The organism is Lysinibacillus sp. FSL M8-0216 (assembly GCF_038595555.1).
GTDB lineage: Bacteria > Bacillota > Bacilli > Bacillales_A > Planococcaceae > Lysinibacillus > Lysinibacillus fusiformis.
In genome coordinates, this window is record NZ_CP152007.1 from 1,033,482 (window position 1) to 1,051,243 (window position 17,762).

The 17,762-nt window shown below is 37.7% G+C and carries 14 protein-coding genes; 9 read left to right on the top strand and 5 right to left on the bottom strand.

The annotated features are described in order from the left end of the window. The 5 genes from MKX57_RS04770 to MKX57_RS04790 all read right to left on the bottom strand — a co-directional run bounded on the left by MKX57_RS04770 (position 1) and on the right by MKX57_RS04790 (position 8,189). Complete coding sequence (locus MKX57_RS04770; RefSeq protein WP_008173799.1) at positions 1–921, bottom strand: ABC transporter permease; 921 nt, start codon at positions 919–921, stop codon at positions 1–3. Next, the gene (locus tag MKX57_RS04775; protein WP_043989660.1) at positions 921–1,850 is read right to left on the bottom strand and encodes an ABC transporter permease; all 930 of its coding nucleotides are present in this window, start codon (positions 1,848–1,850) and stop codon (positions 921–923) included. The genes MKX57_RS04770 and MKX57_RS04775 overlap by 1 nt, the downstream gene beginning before the upstream one ends. A gap of 132 nt (positions 1,851–1,982) precedes the next feature. Next, complete coding sequence (locus MKX57_RS04780; RefSeq protein ID WP_008173795.1) at positions 1,983–3,644, bottom strand: peptide ABC transporter substrate-binding protein; 1,662 nt, start codon at positions 3,642–3,644, stop codon at positions 1,983–1,985. A 912-nt stretch (positions 3,645–4,556) separates the two neighbouring features. After that, positions 4,557–6,242 (bottom strand): methyl-accepting chemotaxis protein, encoded by a 1,686-nt coding sequence (locus MKX57_RS04785; protein WP_089985298.1) that lies wholly within the window; start codon positions 6,240–6,242, stop codon positions 4,557–4,559. Positions 6,243–6,494: 252 nt separating this feature from the next. Next, on the bottom strand, positions 6,495–8,189 hold the full coding sequence (locus MKX57_RS04790) for an NFACT RNA binding domain-containing protein (protein WP_043989659.1): 1,695 nt from the start codon (positions 8,187–8,189) through the stop codon (positions 6,495–6,497). A gap of 259 nt (positions 8,190–8,448) precedes the next feature. Here MKX57_RS04790 and MKX57_RS04795 point away from each other — a divergent pair, with 259 nt between their 5' ends. From MKX57_RS04795 to rlmN, 9 genes are all read left to right on the top strand, one after another. Beyond that, positions 8,449–9,324, top strand: coding sequence for a YicC/YloC family endoribonuclease (locus tag MKX57_RS04795; protein ID WP_043989658.1), 876 nt, complete (start codon positions 8,449–8,451; stop codon positions 9,322–9,324). 43 nt (positions 9,325–9,367) lie between these two features. Then, positions 9,368–9,985: a guanylate kinase gene (gmk, locus tag MKX57_RS04800; protein WP_008173787.1), complete on the top strand. Its 618-nt coding sequence runs from the start codon at positions 9,368–9,370 to the stop codon at positions 9,983–9,985. A gap of 3 nt (positions 9,986–9,988) precedes the next feature. Next, a complete protein-coding gene (rpoZ, locus tag MKX57_RS04805; protein ID WP_008173785.1) occupies positions 9,989–10,216 on the top strand; it encodes a DNA-directed RNA polymerase subunit omega in 228 nt (75 codons plus the stop codon). A 99-nt stretch (positions 10,217–10,315) separates the two neighbouring features. Continuing rightward, the gene (gene coaBC / locus MKX57_RS04810) at positions 10,316–11,326 is read left to right on the top strand and encodes a bifunctional phosphopantothenoylcysteine decarboxylase/phosphopantothenate--cysteine ligase CoaBC (RefSeq protein ID WP_043989657.1); all 1,011 of its coding nucleotides are present in this window, start codon (positions 10,316–10,318) and stop codon (positions 11,324–11,326) included. Beyond that, complete coding sequence (priA, locus tag MKX57_RS04815; RefSeq protein ID WP_090001912.1) at positions 11,323–13,734, top strand: primosomal protein N'; 2,412 nt, start codon at positions 11,323–11,325, stop codon at positions 13,732–13,734. Before coaBC ends, priA begins: the two co-directional genes overlap by 4 nt. 90 nt (positions 13,735–13,824) lie before the next feature. Then, positions 13,825–14,319: a peptide deformylase gene (gene def / locus MKX57_RS04820; protein ID WP_043989715.1), complete on the top strand. Its 495-nt coding sequence runs from the start codon at positions 13,825–13,827 to the stop codon at positions 14,317–14,319. A 1-nt stretch (position 14,320) separates the two neighbouring features. Next, on the top strand, positions 14,321–15,262 hold the full coding sequence (gene fmt, locus MKX57_RS04825) for a methionyl-tRNA formyltransferase (RefSeq protein ID WP_008173774.1): 942 nt from the start codon (positions 14,321–14,323) through the stop codon (positions 15,260–15,262). Then, the gene (gene rsmB, locus MKX57_RS04830) at positions 15,259–16,620 is read left to right on the top strand and encodes a 16S rRNA (cytosine(967)-C(5))-methyltransferase RsmB (protein ID WP_008173773.1); all 1,362 of its coding nucleotides are present in this window, start codon (positions 15,259–15,261) and stop codon (positions 16,618–16,620) included. Before fmt ends, rsmB begins: the two co-directional genes overlap by 4 nt. After that, complete coding sequence (rlmN, locus tag MKX57_RS04835) at positions 16,620–17,762, top strand: 23S rRNA (adenine(2503)-C(2))-methyltransferase RlmN (protein WP_008173770.1); 1,143 nt, start codon at positions 16,620–16,622, stop codon at positions 17,760–17,762. Before rsmB ends, rlmN begins: the two co-directional genes overlap by 1 nt.

Sequence of the window (17,762 nt, forward strand, 5' to 3'; positions counted from 1 at the left end):
TTATTTACGTAGTTTTGGATCTAGAGCATCACGTAAGCCGTCACCAACTGCGTTAAACGCAAAGATTGTTAGTGAGATAAATACTGCTGGGAAAATCAAGCGCCATGGTGCATTAGCTATAGCCTTATTACCGTCAGAAGCCATTGTACCCCATGAAGCAGTTGGAGCAGGAACCCCAAGACCAAGATAACTTAAGAATGACTCAGTGAAGATAGCCGATGGGATTGTTAAAGTCATCGTTACTAAAATGGCACCAAGAGCATTCGGAACTAAGTGTTTAATAATTAAATGTCCTGTACTTGCACCTAATGTACGGGCAGCAAGAACGTATTCTTGATTTTTAATAGATAATACTTCACCACGAACGATACGTGCCATATTAATCCATCCAGTGATAGATAAGGCAATAATCATAGGGAATAAACCTGGTTGCATAACAACTAAAAGTACGATTACTACTAAAAGGTAGGGTACAGCTGTTAAAACGTCAGCAATACGCATCATAATATTATCAACGCGACCGCCTGATAAACCTGAAATACTTCCCCAAATAACACCGATAATTAAGTCAATAACCGCCGCAGCAATTCCGATAAATAGGGAAATACGAGCTCCTTCCCAAATACGAACGAAAATGTCACGACCTAGATCATCTGTTCCAAACCAAAATTGTGCAGATGGTGGTGCATTGTATACACCAAGCTGATCACTTGCTTTATATTGAGATAAAATTGGTACAAAAATTGCCATTAAAATGACAACGATTAAAATAATTATACCGATAATGGCCAATTTATTATGAGAGAAACGGAGAAATACTTCTTTCCAAAAGGAGACTGATTTATCAGCTAATTTTTCCGTTGCTTCATGATTGCCACCAACAATTTTAAACTTATCTTTTTCAATTTGTTGCTGTGTCATTATTTTTTCGCTCCTTTCAGCTTGATACGCGGATCAATTACGCTATATAGAATATCAACGATTAATACCGCAAATAAAAGGATGATGGAATAGAACACTGTCGTACCCATAATTACCGTATAGTCACGGTTTGTAATACTTTGAACGAAGTGTTTACCAAGTCCAGGAATAGCGAAAATTTGCTCTACAATGAAACTACCTGTAACAACCCCAGCTGTTAAAGGACCAATGTACGTTACAACTGGTAATAGGGCATTTCGTAATGTATGGCGGAATACGATTGTCCATTTACCAATACCTTTCGCACGAGCCATTTTTACATATTCACTATTGTTTTGTTCTAGCATACTTGAACGAGTTAACTTTGCAATAAAGCCCATGTGTGAGAAAGCGATTGCAAGGGCTGGCAATATACTATAAACAAAGCCTTTCCATCCACTGATTGGGAACCAACCTAGCTTAAAGGCTAAGAAATACTGCATTAAACCTGCTAAGATAAATGAAGGTACTGATATACCGAGCACCGCAAAGGACGTTGCCAAATAATCCGGGAACTTATTATGATATAGCGCGGAAACTACGCCAATTAAAACACCGAATCCAATTGCTAATAGCATAGCCTCAATCCCTAATGTTAAAGAAACAGGGAAACTTTCAGAAATCATATCATTTGTAGAACGCGCTTTATATTTCATTGACTCACCGAAATTGAAAGTGGCCGTATCGATTAAATAATCTTTATATTGTATATACCAAGGGTTATTTAATCCATACGTTTCGTTTAACTTCTCCTCGATTTGAGGTGGGAAATTACGTTCACTCGCAAAAGGACTACCAGGAGCGAGACGCATTAAGAAAAACGTAACAGTTACGATGACGAAAAGCGCGAGAAGTATATACATCAGCCTTTTCAAAATATATTTAATCACATAAAACTCCTCCTTCTATTTGTCAATTGTCTGACAAATATATGCCTTCGTATTTTAAAAAGAGCTGACTCGCGCCGTAGGGGCTACGAGGCAGCTCTTCGCTGTAGAGCTAAATAAGCGAAATGTTGTTGATTATTTCTCTACTTTAACCTCTTTAAGAGAGATGTTACCAAGGATGTCTGCCTTCATGTCTTTCACATAATCTTGTACTACAGAAAGGTTCGTGTAGTAGTAAATTGGAACAACTGGGAACTCAGAAACAGCAATTGCTTCAGCTTGTTTTAAAAGCTCAAGACGTTTCGCTGGATCTGCTTCAGTATTAGATTGATCTAATAATTTTTTGTATTCTGCATTTTCCCAACCTGTATCATTGTTACCGTTTGCAGCAGTGTCATACATTTCTAAGAAAGTATAAGCATCATTGTAGTCACCAACCCAGCCCATACGGCCAACTTGGTAGTCTAATTGGTTAAGCTTTTCTAAATAAACTTGCCATTCAGAGTTATCAAGACCTACAGTGATACCAAGGTTTTTAGTCCAGTTCTCTTGAACGAATTGTGCGATAGCAGCGTGTGCTTCACTTGTGTTGTAAGAAAGGTTAATTTTTACATCTGCTGGGTTTGTAATACCAAGTTCTTTCATACCAGCTTCAAGTGCAGCTTTTGCACCTTCGATATCATTATCTTTGTAGTAACCACGGTCTTCCTCAAAGCCATGAACCGCAGTAGGAACCATACCTAATGCAGGTTTTTGTTCACCTTTAGTAACATTATCAATTAATCCTTGTCGATCAACTGCTAATGCTAACGCTTTACGGATGTTAGCGTTTCCAGTGATTTTATCTTTTGTATTTAGCTTGTACCAGTATACAGAAGCTTGGTCATTGATATTTAAAGATTTGTCAGCTTTAAATCCATCGATAGCATCAAGTGCTACAGATTGGAAAGGTGCTCCAAGGTAATCAATTTCGCCACCTTTGAACATTGTTACTGCTGTTGCTTCAGATTCAACCATACCGATATTAACAGTATCTAAAGCCACTTTATCAGCATCCCAGTATTCTGGGTTTTTCTTTAATACGATTGTATCGTTGTGTCTCCACTCACCTAATGTGAATGGACCGTTTGTTACAAAGTTTTCACCAGCATCTGTGTACCACTCATCATTACCTTCAACTACTTTTTGGTTTAATGGTGCGTATGTTTTGAATGCTGTTAATTCTAAGAAGTAAGGTGTTGGGTTTTCTAAAGTTACTACTAATGTTTTGTCATCTTCAGCTTTAACGCCTACGTCATCAGCAGAACCTTCACCATTGTTGTATGCTGCAGCACCTTTAATAGAGTAAAGGATTGAAGCATATTCAGAAAGATTGTCTGGGTTTAATGCCCATTTCCAAGCATATTCGAAGTCACCAGCAACTACTGGATCTCCGTTTGACCATTTCGCATCACGTAATTTGAACGTGTATGTTTTTAGATCTTCGCTAACTTCCCAGCTTTCAGCCGCAGCTGCAACTGGACGAGCGTCTGCATCAAGCGTTGTTAATCCTTCAAAAGTATTTGTAAGAATAACTCCAGAAGTTGTATCTGTTGCTAATGCAGGATGAAGTGATGGTGGTTCAGAAGCTACTACTACATTTAATTCGCCGCCTGAAGAAGCTGTTTCTGATGAACCAGAATCTTTTCCATCGTCTTTTGATTTTTCAGACGAATCTCCACCGAAGCCACATGCAGCAAGTACTAAAGAAAATACTGCAAGAACTGTTAGTAATAAAAACTTTTTGTTTTTATTCATGTGAATCCCCCTTATACAATTTTTAAGCCTTTTGTGAAGCTCCTATTTAATATACCAAAAAAATCATTGTGCACAAAATAAAAAAGATTCAAATTTATATAGTATTATCTGACAGTTAAGAGAATAATAAATTTTTCCGATTTACCACGCTAATGAAATAGAGTGCTTATGTAATAAAAATTTGATATTTACCTATTCTGAATATCAAAAATAGAATAAAAATAAAAAAATGATTTACTATATAGAAAATTCCTATTTTTTCGATAATAATATCAATATTTGAAAAATGATACAAAAGTCATAGATGTAATACTTTGAGGATATTGTATAGATTTGTAGAAAATCTAAGCAAAACTAAGTGAATTACATTCATTTGTAGGTAATTTCTTGTAATTTATGATCTCGAAATATGAATATTTCTATCTATTAATGATATATAAGAAACTTATTTTGTAATTTTCTAGGATTATCCAATTATGAAGTGTGAAAAGAAATAATAGAGTTAATCTATGAAAAAATGTACCCATACTAAGAAAAAAATGGATTTAATGAAAGATTGATTATGTTAAATATATTCTATTGAAATAATTTCCTTGGAATGAGGTTAGCTATGTATATATGCAATCAGGTTAAGTTTTATTCATTAAAGATGAAGTATATAAATACCTTGAATTCTGTACGCCCTTTGCTAATTTAATCCATTTTATTTGTAGTGTTTTTTTGAGGCTGTCATTTGTCTTACTGGCGAGGATTGATTATGCAAATAATTACTAAAAATCTGATTTTTTTAACGTTCAAGTTCTTTGCCAAATCTCCTGTTTGAGGTATTGTGCTTTGTCCTTCAGAAGATTTACATAACATAATGAATAAAAAATAGTGCATTCCAATATAAAGAATGCACCATTTGCTTCATTAAAGTTTAAACTGATTAATTTGATGCTGTAAATCTAAGGACTTTTCACTTAGATGTGCGGCAACTTGATTGATTTGTTGCATCGTGATTGTTTGTTCTTTGCTAGCAGCGGCCACTATTTGTGTACTATCTGAGCTAGTTGAAGCGCCGTGAGCAATTTCTGCGACAGAAGCAGCTACCTGTTCTGCGCTAGCTGAAATTTCCTCAGAAGTTGCTGATATATCTTCTATTTGATCTGTCATTACATTGATGGCTTTCACGATTGCCTCAAATGCTTGTCCTGCATGTCCAATAATTTTGACTCCATCTGTAACCGAATGGAGGCCATCTAAAACAGCTTTCTCTACATTTTGCGTATCTTCTTGAATCTCCTGCGTTAAGGCAACAATTTGATTAGCCGATTGTTTAGATTCCTCAGCTAACTTACGAACCTCATCAGCGACAACCGCGAATCCTTTTCCATGCTCCCCAGCACGGGCTGCTTCAATGGCAGCGTTGAGTGCTAATAAATTAGTTTGATCGGTAATGGCTGTAATAACTGTAGTGATTTGGCTAATCTCTTCTGATTGTTTACTTAATTTTTGAACAAGATTATTTATTATTTGTGTTGAATCATTGATTACATTCATTTGTTGTTGAGCATTCTCTACGGTACTGTTCCCGTTTGTAGCTAATTCATTCGTTGTTACAGCACTGTGATGAAGTTGTTGCGTTGCTTCTGCTATACGTTGAACACCTACGGCTGTTTCATCCATTGCATGAGCACTTTCATTGGCAGCAACTGTGGCTGCTTTAGCAACATTGGCTGTTTCATTAATACGCACCGTTATTTCATCAGCTGAGGAAGTAATTTCCTCGGTAGAAGCAGAAAGTTCTTCTACTGATGCTGTTAAATGCTCAGCATTGTCTTGAATATGGGTTAATAAATTTTTCAGATTGCCTTTCATTGAATTAAAGGCCGTTGAAAGTTGACCGATTTCATCTTTAGAATGGTGAGTGACATCTTGATGGAATAATTCTCCGTTTGCAATTTGGTTTGCTGAATGGACTACCGATTTTAAAGGGCGAGAAATAGTTCGCTGTATATAAACCATCAGAATAATGCCAAGGACAACACCAATAATGATGGCAATAATTGAAATGATTTGAGAGTTGAACACAGCTTGTTTAGATTCTTGTGTAACCGTTTCGAGTTGTCCCTTTTGATAGTTCGCAATTTTATTGGATATATCTTGGATGCCTTTATTAGCTTGCTGCACTTCACCATTAACCTTTTGTAAAGCTCCTTCTAGGTCGCCTGCTTCAAAAAGTGCGAGTGCCTCAGTAGCTGATTTATTAAAAGCATCATTAAACGTATTTAATTCGTTTGCATATGTATGCATTTCAGAGGAATTTGATTTTTCGTTGATTTCAGCTACTAGCTGATCGAGTAAATTTGCATGTTCTGTAAAACTTTCTTTATTCGCAGGATTGTCTTCGATAATAATGGCGCGGATAAATAGACCTTGCATGGCCATTTCAAATTGAATATCATCTGCTAATTCCACAAGGGCTACGTGAACTTCTAATGCATTTTCAATCTTTTTTTCTATGTTTGAAAATAGCATGAACATAATCATTAATGAAATGATTAACGTGAGAATAATGGTAAAGAAACCGAAACTTAATTTTTTGCCTACAGACATATTGATACGCCCTTTCCGAAATGCTATTCAATCTTTTATATTTTGATTTTGCTTTGCTAAAAGGTAGAAGTCAATAACTGTTGTAAGAAACAGTTCAGATGATTCATATGTTTTTTTATTGTTATTATAATAAGGAAGATTGTCTGTAAGAATCAATCAAGGTGTGGCTGTTTTCATTGATTTATAGTACGGATTACGTGCTATAAATTGAAAAAAAGAAAAAACCGAGAAAATTTATCTCGGTCTCTATCTTTACGACTGCTTTTTTAATTGTAATATGAGTGCCTCATCTGGATCGATATACAAAGTTTTTTGTTCGAAGTAAATCACAAAACCGGGTTTAGCCCCATTTGGTTTTTTGACCTGACGAATGTCAGTGTAATCGACTGGAACAGAAGAAGACTCTCTTGCCTTTGAAAAATAAGCAGCTAATGTGGCTGCTTCCCGTAGAGTTGTTTCATCGGGTTCACTAGAATGAATGACAACATGAGAGCCTGGAATATCCTTCGTGTGTAACCATATATCTGTGCGTTTTGCAATTTTAAATGTCAACATATCATTTTGCTTGTTGTTCTTGCCGACAGAGATGGCTATACCTGTGGAAGAAATATAGCGCTCGGGTTCAGGTTTCACAGGCTTTTTCTTTTTCTTAGAATGACGTAGCTTTAAGTAGCCCTGTTCGGCTAGTTCTTCACGAATTTCTTCAATATCTCCTGGTGATGCTTGCTGCACTTGTTGTGCCAGCATTTCAAAGTAAGTAATTTCTTCTTTTGTTTTTTCAAGTTGTTGTTGCACCATGATTAATGCATTTTTGGCCTTAGTATATTTTGTATAATAGCCTTGAGCATTTTCTATAGGTGTTTTACGCTCACTGACGGGGATCGTAATCTCCTCGCTATTTTCACTGTAGTAATTAATGACCGTTACTTCCTTGACACCCTTTTCAAAGGAGTAAATATTAGCCATTAACAGTTCACCATATAACTGAAATTGATCGAGCTTTGAGGCACGCACATAGTCCTTTGTTAGCTTTTTCGTTTTTAAAGCCAGTTTATCAATTTCATTTTGTAGCCATCTTTCTAAATCACCCGCTTGCTGCTTGACACGGTCCCGCTCCGCACGTGCAAAGAATACTCGATCAAGAAGCTCGTGAACATTCGGATATGCTGTCATATCTCCATGTAAGTGAGTTAATTCAATTGGTGAGAAGTAAGTTTTATGATCAGCCAATACATACATAGGGCTCGTTCCACCATTAGCAAAGCTGGCTATAAATTCCTTAAAGCATTGTACTCGATTGGATGCTGATGTCATGCGGTACAATAATTCCTCAGCATGAAGAGGTGAAAAGCCAGTAAATTGTGTCACAACATCTTTGGCATTTTTAGTTTCCACAAAAAATGTTGCTAGCTCTTCCTCTGTAACTAATAGAGGATTCCATTTATTTTGTGTTGGTGGAGCCAAGTAAGGCTGGCCAGGTAATACGGTACGAAAACTGTTTACAGATGGAGGTAAGTGCTTTAAACTATCAACAATTTTATTTTGCTCTTTATCAATTAAAAGTAGATTACTATGTCTACCCATAATTTCAGCATGTAGTTGTCTAACAATAGGGTCGCCAATTTCATTTTTACTTTCGATTTCTACTATTATAATACGGTCAAATCCAAGCTGTTTAACGGAGGAAATAAAACCACCCTCTAAATGCTTGCGCAGCAGCATACAAAACATAGGTGGTTCTGCTGGATTTTCAATCGATTGTTCCGTAAGATGCACTCGTGCATAAGAAGAATGAATAGAAAAAAGCAATTTATGATTTTTCCCGTTTGCACGAACATGTAAAATAACCTCTTGAGCGTTAGGTTGATGTATTTTAGTAATTCGACCTGTCACAAGCTGTTGTAGGTCGGCTGTTATTGAATAAGTAAATAAGCCGTCAAATGCCATATGAATTCCTCTTTCCAATGATAGCAAGCATCTTGGTACTTTCGTATTTTTTCTTTTTGCACTTGCTTTCGCTATTTCCAAGCTTCAGCAGAGCACTAATTGTATGTTTATCATAGCATTTTTTAGGCGAATATTAAAATATAGCTTCAATTGTGGTAGAATTAGCTCTTATTCGATCCAATTTTTTTTGGAGATTCGTCATATTCGATAGAGCTTATGTTATAATATTCCCAGTATGCAAAGAAAGGTGTGACGAACCTTGGTGCGTAGTATGACTGGTTTTGGCAGAGGTGTCACAACAACTAGAGACTTTCAATTAACCGTAGAAATGCGCTCGGTCAACCATCGCTTTTTAGAAATTAACGCTAAATTTCCGAAAGAATGGCTTGAAGCTGAAATTTTTGCAAAGAAATTTATTTCTCAAGCTTTGTCACGCGGCAAAATTGATGTGATGGTATATGTGAAGGACTTAGAAAATGTAGAGCAATCTATAGAGATTAATTGGTCATTAATTGAAGCGTATCGTAAGGCAAAAGAGCAATTAGCAAGTAAAGTACCACTAGAGGAAAAATGGACGATGCAGGAGCTTTTATCGTTAGAGCAAGCACTCGTACAGCAAAAACCACAATTAACACCTGAGGATTTACTTAGTGCTGTTGAACATGCGATTTCACAAGCGATAAAGCAGCTCGTACTTATGCGTGAGCGTGAGGGGCAAGAATTGCAGGAAGTTGTTGTACAATATAAGGAACAGTTAAAAGAACAAGTGAACCAAATACGTTCATGTTCATCTCTTGCTGTTGAAAAATATCGTACACGATTAGTAGAACGGATTGCAGAGGTTGCAGATGGAACTTTGTTAGATGACCGTTTACTAGCAGAAGTAGCGATTTTTGCAGAACGCGTTGACATTTCTGAGGAATTAGACAGATTGGATAGTCATTTTAATCAATTGGAAGAAACGTTACATGAAACGATTTCAGTTGGACGAAAATTAGACTTTTTAATGCAGGAGATTCATCGTGAAATCAATACGATTGGCTCGAAAAATCAATCTACAGAAGCAGCGGTTGCTGTTGTTCAGGCGAAAACAATTTTAGAAAAGATGCGTGAGCAAGTTCAAAATATCGAATAACTTGCACGTGTCTGTTATAAATTAAGGGAGATATAGAGAATAAATGATAAAAGAACGTGGATTATTAATTGTTCTGTCTGGCCCATCTGGTGTAGGTAAAGGGACAGTGCGAAAAGAATTATTTTCTCAGCCGAATACGAATTATGAGTATTCCATCTCGATGACGACACGAAATCCTCGCGAAGGTGAAATCGATGGTGTAGACTATTTTTTCAAGAAACGTGAAGACTTTGAAACGTTAATTGAACAGGGTGGCTTATTAGAGCATGCTGAATTTGTAGGAAACTACTATGGTACACCATTAGCCTACGTGAATGAAACACTGGATGCAGGTCGCGATGTGTTTTTAGAAATAGAAGTGCAGGGTGCAGCGCAGATTCGTAAAAAAGCACCAGATGCCTTATTTATTTTCTTAGCCCCTCCAAGTTTAACTGAATTAAAAGATCGTTTAGTTGGACGTGGGACGGAAACAGAGGACATCATAGCAAAACGTATTGCTACAGCAAGTGAAGAGCTTGAAATGATGAGCTTATACGATTATGTTGTAGAGAATGATGAAGTGACAAATGCCTGTGATCGTATTAATGCGATTATTAAAGCAGAGCATTGCCGTAGAGAACGTGTTGAAAAAAGATATTTGTCAATGTTGAGAGGAGAATAAACAATGTTATACCCATCAGTAGATGCTTTAAAAAAAGAAATCGATTCAAAATATTCACTAGTGAGCCTTGCTTCAAAACGTGCTCGTCAAATGCAGGAAGAGCAAAATACAGAACGTTTACACAAGTACGTATCTCATAAATACGTAGGAAAAGCACTTGAAGAAGTAGCGGCAGGTGTACTTACGAAAGTATCACAGGATGAGTCAACTGTGTACGAAGACGAAATTTAACTTCAAGTTAGTCAGCAGTTGATTTGATTATACAGAATGCCGAGAGCTCCCAGGGAATCCTCCTTTGGGAGCTTATCATTTGAAGGGAAGACACCTAGCATGAATAAAAATATTTTACTTTGTGTTTCAGGCGGGATTGCCGTATATAAAGCTGTTGCTCTAGTTAGCAAGCTATCACAAGCAGGGGCGAACGTAAAAGTGATAATGACTGCCTCAGCTAGACAGTTTGTGAATCCATTAAGCTTTCAAGTGATGTCCAAAAATGATGTTTATTTTGACACATTTGATGAAAAAGATTCAAATGTGATTGCCCATATTGATTTAGCGGATTGGGCTGATTTGATTTTAGTTGCGCCGGCAACTGCCAATATAATTGGGAAATTGGCCAATGGAATTGCAGATGATATGGTATCAACAACCTTACTTGCTACTACTGCGCCTGTGTGGATAGCTCCAGCTATGAATGTACATATGTATGACCATCCAGCAGTAAAGCGTAACTTAGATAGGTTAGCAGCAGATGGCTACCAATTTATCGAGCCTTCAGAAGGATTTTTAGCATGTGGCTATGTTGGGAAGGGGCGCTTAGAGGAACCTGAAAAAATAACAACTATTGTACAGGATTTTTTTTCAGCGACGGCTACACCAAAACCACTTACTAATAAAACGGTAGTAGTGACAGCTGGTGCTTTGTATGTACCGTTCGATGAAAAGCATATGATTAAACCACCAGCGAATGGTGTCATTGGACAGGCTTTGGCTAATGAAGCCAGGACCTTAGGAGCACATGTGATTCAAATAGAAGATAGTAGTTTGAATGATTTGATGCAACAGCTGGAAAACTATAAAAATCAGGACCCAGAGGTTCTCTTCATACATGCAGCTAATGTACCGACAATAGAGAAAACACCACTTATTTCAGTAGAGGGTATCAAGGCTGTCACATTTGGACAAGAAGTGCTTGGCGAACCTCTGCTAAGCATTCAATCGGAGCGTTGGATTGACTTCAGTGAGGAAGCTCAAATAAATGGGCAGATTATTGCTACAACTAATCCACAGCACTTTGCCCGAACGTTATGGGCTCAAATACTAAAGGGTGAGGAGCAATGAGCTTTTTAATAGCGGAAGTCATTGTAGATGTCTCGACCTACCATGTGGATCGTCCCTTCGATTATCAAGTACCACCTGAATGGGTAAATGTAATAGAAATGGGCTGTCGTGTAAAAGTGCCATTTGGTCCTAGAAATGTTTTAGGCTTTGTCGTGGGCATAAAAACTGAAACAGACGTGCCCCTCAATAAATTAAAATCAATTGCTCAAATTTTAGATATGGAGCCGGTACTAACTGATGAAATGCTACAAATGGCAAAGTGGTTGAAGAATCAAACGATTTGCTATGAAATAGATGCTTTACAAGTAATGTTACCTTCAGCATTACGTGCAAAATATGAAAAAATTGTAAAGCTACATGAAGATCCAAATATCCCGAGTGAAGTACAAGTGATTTTTGGTAAACGACAAAAGGCTAATTTTAAAGAATTTGAACGTGCAGGTTTACTGCCTTTATTAAAGCAATTAGTTGCCCAAAATATGGTGACTATTGATCATGTTGTGAAACAACAGGGTCATGTAAAAGAAATACGAATGGTGAAAATTATAGAAAAGCCAAGCATTATTGAAAAAGCGATTGAGCAATCAGCTAGAGCTGTGAAGCAACGTCTATTACTAGAATGGATGAGGCAGCATTTAGGAGAAGTTTTGTCACCTCAGCAAATTTGTGAGGAAGCAGGAGTCTCTTCTTCAGTTTTAGAGAGCGTTATTGACAAAGGTGCGGCGCAATTTATTCAAGAAGAAGTATACCGAGACCCGTTTACGAAAGAAGTTTCACGTACGCAAGCCTTACAATTAACAGATGAGCAGCAAATTGCTTTACAAGCCATTACCGTGGCTATGGAGAAGCAACAAGCGCAAACATTTTTATTGCATGGTGTAACAGGGAGTGGTAAGACAGAGGTCTATTTGCAGGCGATACAAAAAGTGTTGAACGAAGGCAAAGAAGCTATTATGCTTGTACCTGAAATCTCTTTAACACCTCAAATGACGGAGCGATTTCGTAGTCGTTTTGGAGAGATGGTTGCAGTTATGCATAGCGGATTGTCTGTGGGCGAGAAGTATGATGAATGGCGTAAAATCCAACAAGGGAAAGTAAGAGTAGTTGTTGGTGCTCGTTCAGCAATATTTGCCCCCTTTACAAATATAGGTCTTATTATTTTGGATGAAGAGCATGAGTCAACATATAAGCAAGAAGATTCACCACGTTACCATGCAAGAGATGTAGCTATCTGGCGTAGTGAATATTATAATTGCCCTGTTATTTTGGGTAGTGCTACACCAGGGTTAGAATCTTTTGCAAGAGCCAAAAAGGGTGTTTATACCTTACTTTCATTAAAGCTGAGAGCCTTACATCAGTCATTACCAACCGTTTTTATTTCAGATATGCGTGAGGAGCTTCGACAAGGAAATCGATCCATGTTTTCGCAATCCCTTATAGAAGCAATCCGTGTTAGATTAGAGAAAAAAGAGCAAATGGTGTTGTTTTTAAATCGACGTGGCTACTCGTCTTTTGTGCTCTGTCGGGATTGTGGGACCGTTGTACAATGTCCCAACTGTGATATTTCATTAACCTATCATCGTACAACTGAAAAATTGAAATGTCATTACTGTGGTTATGAGGAACATGTTCCTCAAATATGTCCACAATGTCAAAGTGATCATATTCGTTATTTTGGTACTGGTACACAAAAGGTGGAGGAAGAAATATATAAGCTGTTCCCAGAAGCAAGGGTATTACGTATGGATGTAGATACGACAAAGCATAAAGGTGCACATGAAGAAATATTAGCTGCTTTTGGTGAAGGGCACGCAGATATTTTATTGGGCACGCAGATGATTGCAAAAGGGCTTGACTTTCCAAATATTACACTTGTAGGTGTACTGAGCGCCGACACCTCCTTACATTTACCAGATTATCGTGCAGCAGAACGTACATTTCAGCTTTTAACACAGGTAAGTGGGAGGGCAGGAAGACATGATAAACCCGGAGAGGTAATTATTCAGACCTATACACCTGAGCATTATGCTATTGAATTAGCTAAAACGCAGGATTATGAGCCATTTTATGAGCGAGAGATGTTTTTACGCCGTCGTTCCAGTTACCCTCCATATTACTATGTGGCGCTTGTTCAGATTTCTCATGAGGATGTTATGATGGCTGCTGAATATGCAGGACGTATGGCAGATTGGCTCCGTGGAAATTTATCGAATCAAGTAGCTATTATTGGCCCAACGACGGCAAGTATTGCTCGACTCCAAAATAGATATCGTTATCAATGTTTGATAAAATATAAAATTGAACCAAATCTTATTCCAGTATTACAGCGTCTGCTCGCTATGTATCGAGCAGATTGGATCAAACAAGGAATATTAATGACGGTAGATTTAGATCCGTCTACTATATAAGAGAGTATAAACACAGTTTTACGAGCATAAGACCATAAAAATAAATAAAGTGGTATGGCTCAAGCTAAAAGCGGAAATGAGGAAATAAAAATGGCAATAAAAAAAGTAATCGAACACCCAGCACAAGTACTTTCAACACCATGTGCTGAAGTAACAGAAATTAACGATGAACTCATTACATTACTGGATGATTTATATGACACAATGGTGGAATATGATGGTGTTGGCATTGCAGCCCCACAAATTGATATAGGGTTACGAGTAGCGATTGTAGAACTAGGTGAAGAACGCGATATTTTAGAAATGGTTAATCCAACTGTTATTGAAACGGATGGGGCGGAAATAGATATTGAAGGTTGTTTGAGTTTCCCAGGATTATATGGTGAGGTAGAACGCCCTAGCTATGTAAAAATTGAAGCATGTGACCGTGAAGGACGTGTTTATGAATTAGAAGCAGGGGGCTTTGATGCTAGAGCAATTTTACATGAAATTGATCATTTAGATGGCGTGCTATTTGATTCAAAAATTAAACGTGTTATAACTGCAGAAGAACTTGAAGAAATGTATGCAAACGAGGAGGAATAAAATGACTTCGATTATTTTTATGGGGACACCTGACTTCTCTGCACCCATTTTGCGTATGCTACATGAAGAAGGGTACGATATTAAAGCAGTAGTGACACAACCTGATCGACCAGTAGGCCGTAAACGTGTATTGACACCACCACCTGTCAAGGCAGCAGCATTAGAGCTAGGATTACCTATTATCCAACCAGAAAAGCTACGTGGATCAAATGAGCTACAACAGATTCTTGCGTTACAACCAGATATAGTCATTACCGCTGCATTTGGACAAATATTACCGAAAGAACTATTGGATGCTCCTGCACTCGGCTGTATTAATGTCCATGCCTCGTTATTACCAAAATATCGTGGAGGCGCCCCTATTCACCAAGCTATTATGGATGGTGAAAAGGAAACTGGCGTCACAATTATGTATATGGCAGAAAAACTTGATGCAGGTGATATTATTTCTCAAAGAGCTATTCCAATTGAACAAGATGATCATACAGGTGGATTTTTTGAAAAGCTAAGTATAGTTGGTCGTGATTTATTAAAGGACACACTTCCATCTATTATTAATGGAACAAATAGCCGTACAGTTCAAGATGAAACGCAAGTTACTTTTGCGAGCAATATTTCGAGAGAACAGGAACGTATTGATTGGACAAAGGATGCCACAACTCTTTACAATCAAGTACGCGGACTTCATCCGTGGCCTGTAGCATATACAACTTTTGAGGATGGGAATTTTAAAGTATGGTGGGCAATTATTGGCAATAGCAAGCATGATACGATTCCTGGTACTGTAGTAGCGATTGCAAAAGATCATTTTGAAGTAGCGGCAGGCAATGGGACAACCTTAGCATTATTTGATGTACAACCTGCAGGTAAAAAGCGCATGACAGCTGAGGAATATTTACGTGGTACAGGTTCTAAATTACAGATTGGGGACCAATTTAAATGAGTAAAAAAAGTGTAGTAATTTGGGATGGAAATGTGCGAGACGCCGCATTGTCTATTCTGTTAGCAGTTGATAAAAATCAAGCCTATAGCAATTTACTTCTCAATGAAACCATTAAACGACATAAAATAGAGGCGAAGGACCGTGCTTTATTAACAGAATTAACCTATGGCACATTGCAACATAAAATGACCCTTGATTATTATTTAGAGCCTTTTATCCGTGGCTCTATAGATCATTGGGTTCGTTGGTTATTGCGTATATCTTTGTATCAAATGCAGTATTTAACGCGTATCCCAGCGCATGCAGCCGTTAATGAGGCAGTAGAAATTGCGAAGCGCCGAGGGCATCGTGGTATTGCTTCGACGGTCAATGGTATTTTAAGATCTGTCTTGCGTCAAGGTGTACCTGCTATAACTGATATTGAAAATCCAATAGAGCGTCTTGCTATTGAAACAAGTCATCCGATTTGGCTAGTACAACGTTTTGTTGATAATTACGGTCTAGAAGTAGCTACAGGAATGTTACATGAAAATAATGTACCACCTATGCAAACTGTTCGTGTCAACACAACGAAGGTAACTGTTGAGCAAGCGATAGCGGAACTCGAAGCGGAAGGTTTAACAGCGAAGCAAAGTGAGGTCATCCCAGAATGTCTACACTTAACAAATGGTCAACCCGCTCGTACTCATGCATTTAAAGAGGGGCATATTACTATTCAAGACGAGAGTTCAATGATACCAGCCAATGTTCTAAACCCATCTCCTGGTATGCGTGTCTTGGATATGTGTGCAGCACCAGGTGGTAAAACAACGCATTTAGCTGAAATCATGAAAAATGAAGGTTCTATTTTAGCAACAGATCTTCATCCACATAAATTAGATTTAATCGACCATAATACAGAACGTCTAGGGCTAGATATTATTGAAACAGCCCCAATTGACGGTCGCAAAGCACCTGAATTTTTACAAGCAGAGTCTTATGATGCCGTTTTAGTGGATGCACCATGTAGTGGACTAGGAGTTATGCGACGTAAGCCAGATATTAAATATACGAAGCGAGAAGAAGATTTAGAAAATCTTCAAACAATCCAACTAGCATTATTAGATGCAGCGACAAAAGTATTGAAGATAGAGGGTAAGCTTGTGTATAGTACTTGTACCGTCGATAAACAAGAAAATGAAGGCACAGTAAAAGCCTTTTTAGCAACGCATCCAGAAATGGAAGCGATACAACTAGAATCTTTACCAACAAAATTAGCGGAAAAGCAAGCTAATGGCATGCTTCAAGTCTTTCCACAAGACTTTGGCAGTGACGGTTTCTTCGTTGCCGCCTTTCGTAAAAAAGGAGAATCCAACTAATGCTGGATCAAAAGGAATTTAATGAACGTATCAACGATTTAGTTGAAGAGGCAGAAGAAAAGCCAGTTCGACGTGTGAAAAAGGAAAAACCAAATTTAAAGGAATCGATTTATTCATTCCAGCCACATCAATTAGAAGAATGGTTAAAGGAAAACGGAGAAAAGCCTTTCCGTGCAGCACAGATTTTTGATTGGTTATATAATAAACGTGTTAAGACGTTTGAAGAAATGTCAAACCTTTCAAAGGGATTACGGGACAAGCTAGCTGCAAATTTTGCCTTATCTACCTTGTCAACAATTATCAAGCAAGAGTCTAAAGACGGTACCATTAAGTTTTTATTCCAATTGCAAGATGGTTACTCTATAGAAACGGTATTAATGCGCCATGAATATGGAAACTCTGTCTGTGTGACAACACAGGTGGGCTGCCGCATTGGATGTACATTTTGTGCCTCAACCTTAGGTGGCTTGAAACGACATTTATTGGCTGGGGAAATTGTAGAACAAGTTGTAAAAGTGCAGCAAACTTTAGATGAAGTAAGTGAGCGAGTATCACATATTGTTATTATGGGTATTGGAGAACCTTTCGATAATTATGATGCAATGATGAACTTCTTAAAAGTGATTAATCATGAAAAGGGATTAAACATTGGAGCGCGTCACATTACTGTATCCACATCAGGTATCGTTCCAAAAATTTATCAATTCGCTGATGAACAACTACAAATTAACTTTGCTGTATCTTTACATGCACCAAATCAAGAGGCTCGTCAAAAGCTTATGCCAATTGCGCGTGCCTATAAATTAGAAGAGTTAATGGAAGCCGTTCGTTACTATACTAAAAAGACTGGCAGACGTGTAAGTTTTGAATATGGATTAATGTCTGGTGAAAATGATTCAGTAGAAATTGCAGAAGAGCTTTCTGCTTTAATTAAAGGAATTAAATGTCACGTTAACTTAATTCCTGTTAACTACGTACCAGAACGTGATTATGTTCGTACGTCTCGTAGCCAAATTTTTGCGTTTGAAAAAACATTAAAGAAAAATGGGATAAACGTAACGATCCGCCGAGAGCAGGGTTCTGATATTGCGGCTGCGTGTGGTCAATTACGTGCGCAAGAGAGATCTGAAGAAACGAGGTGA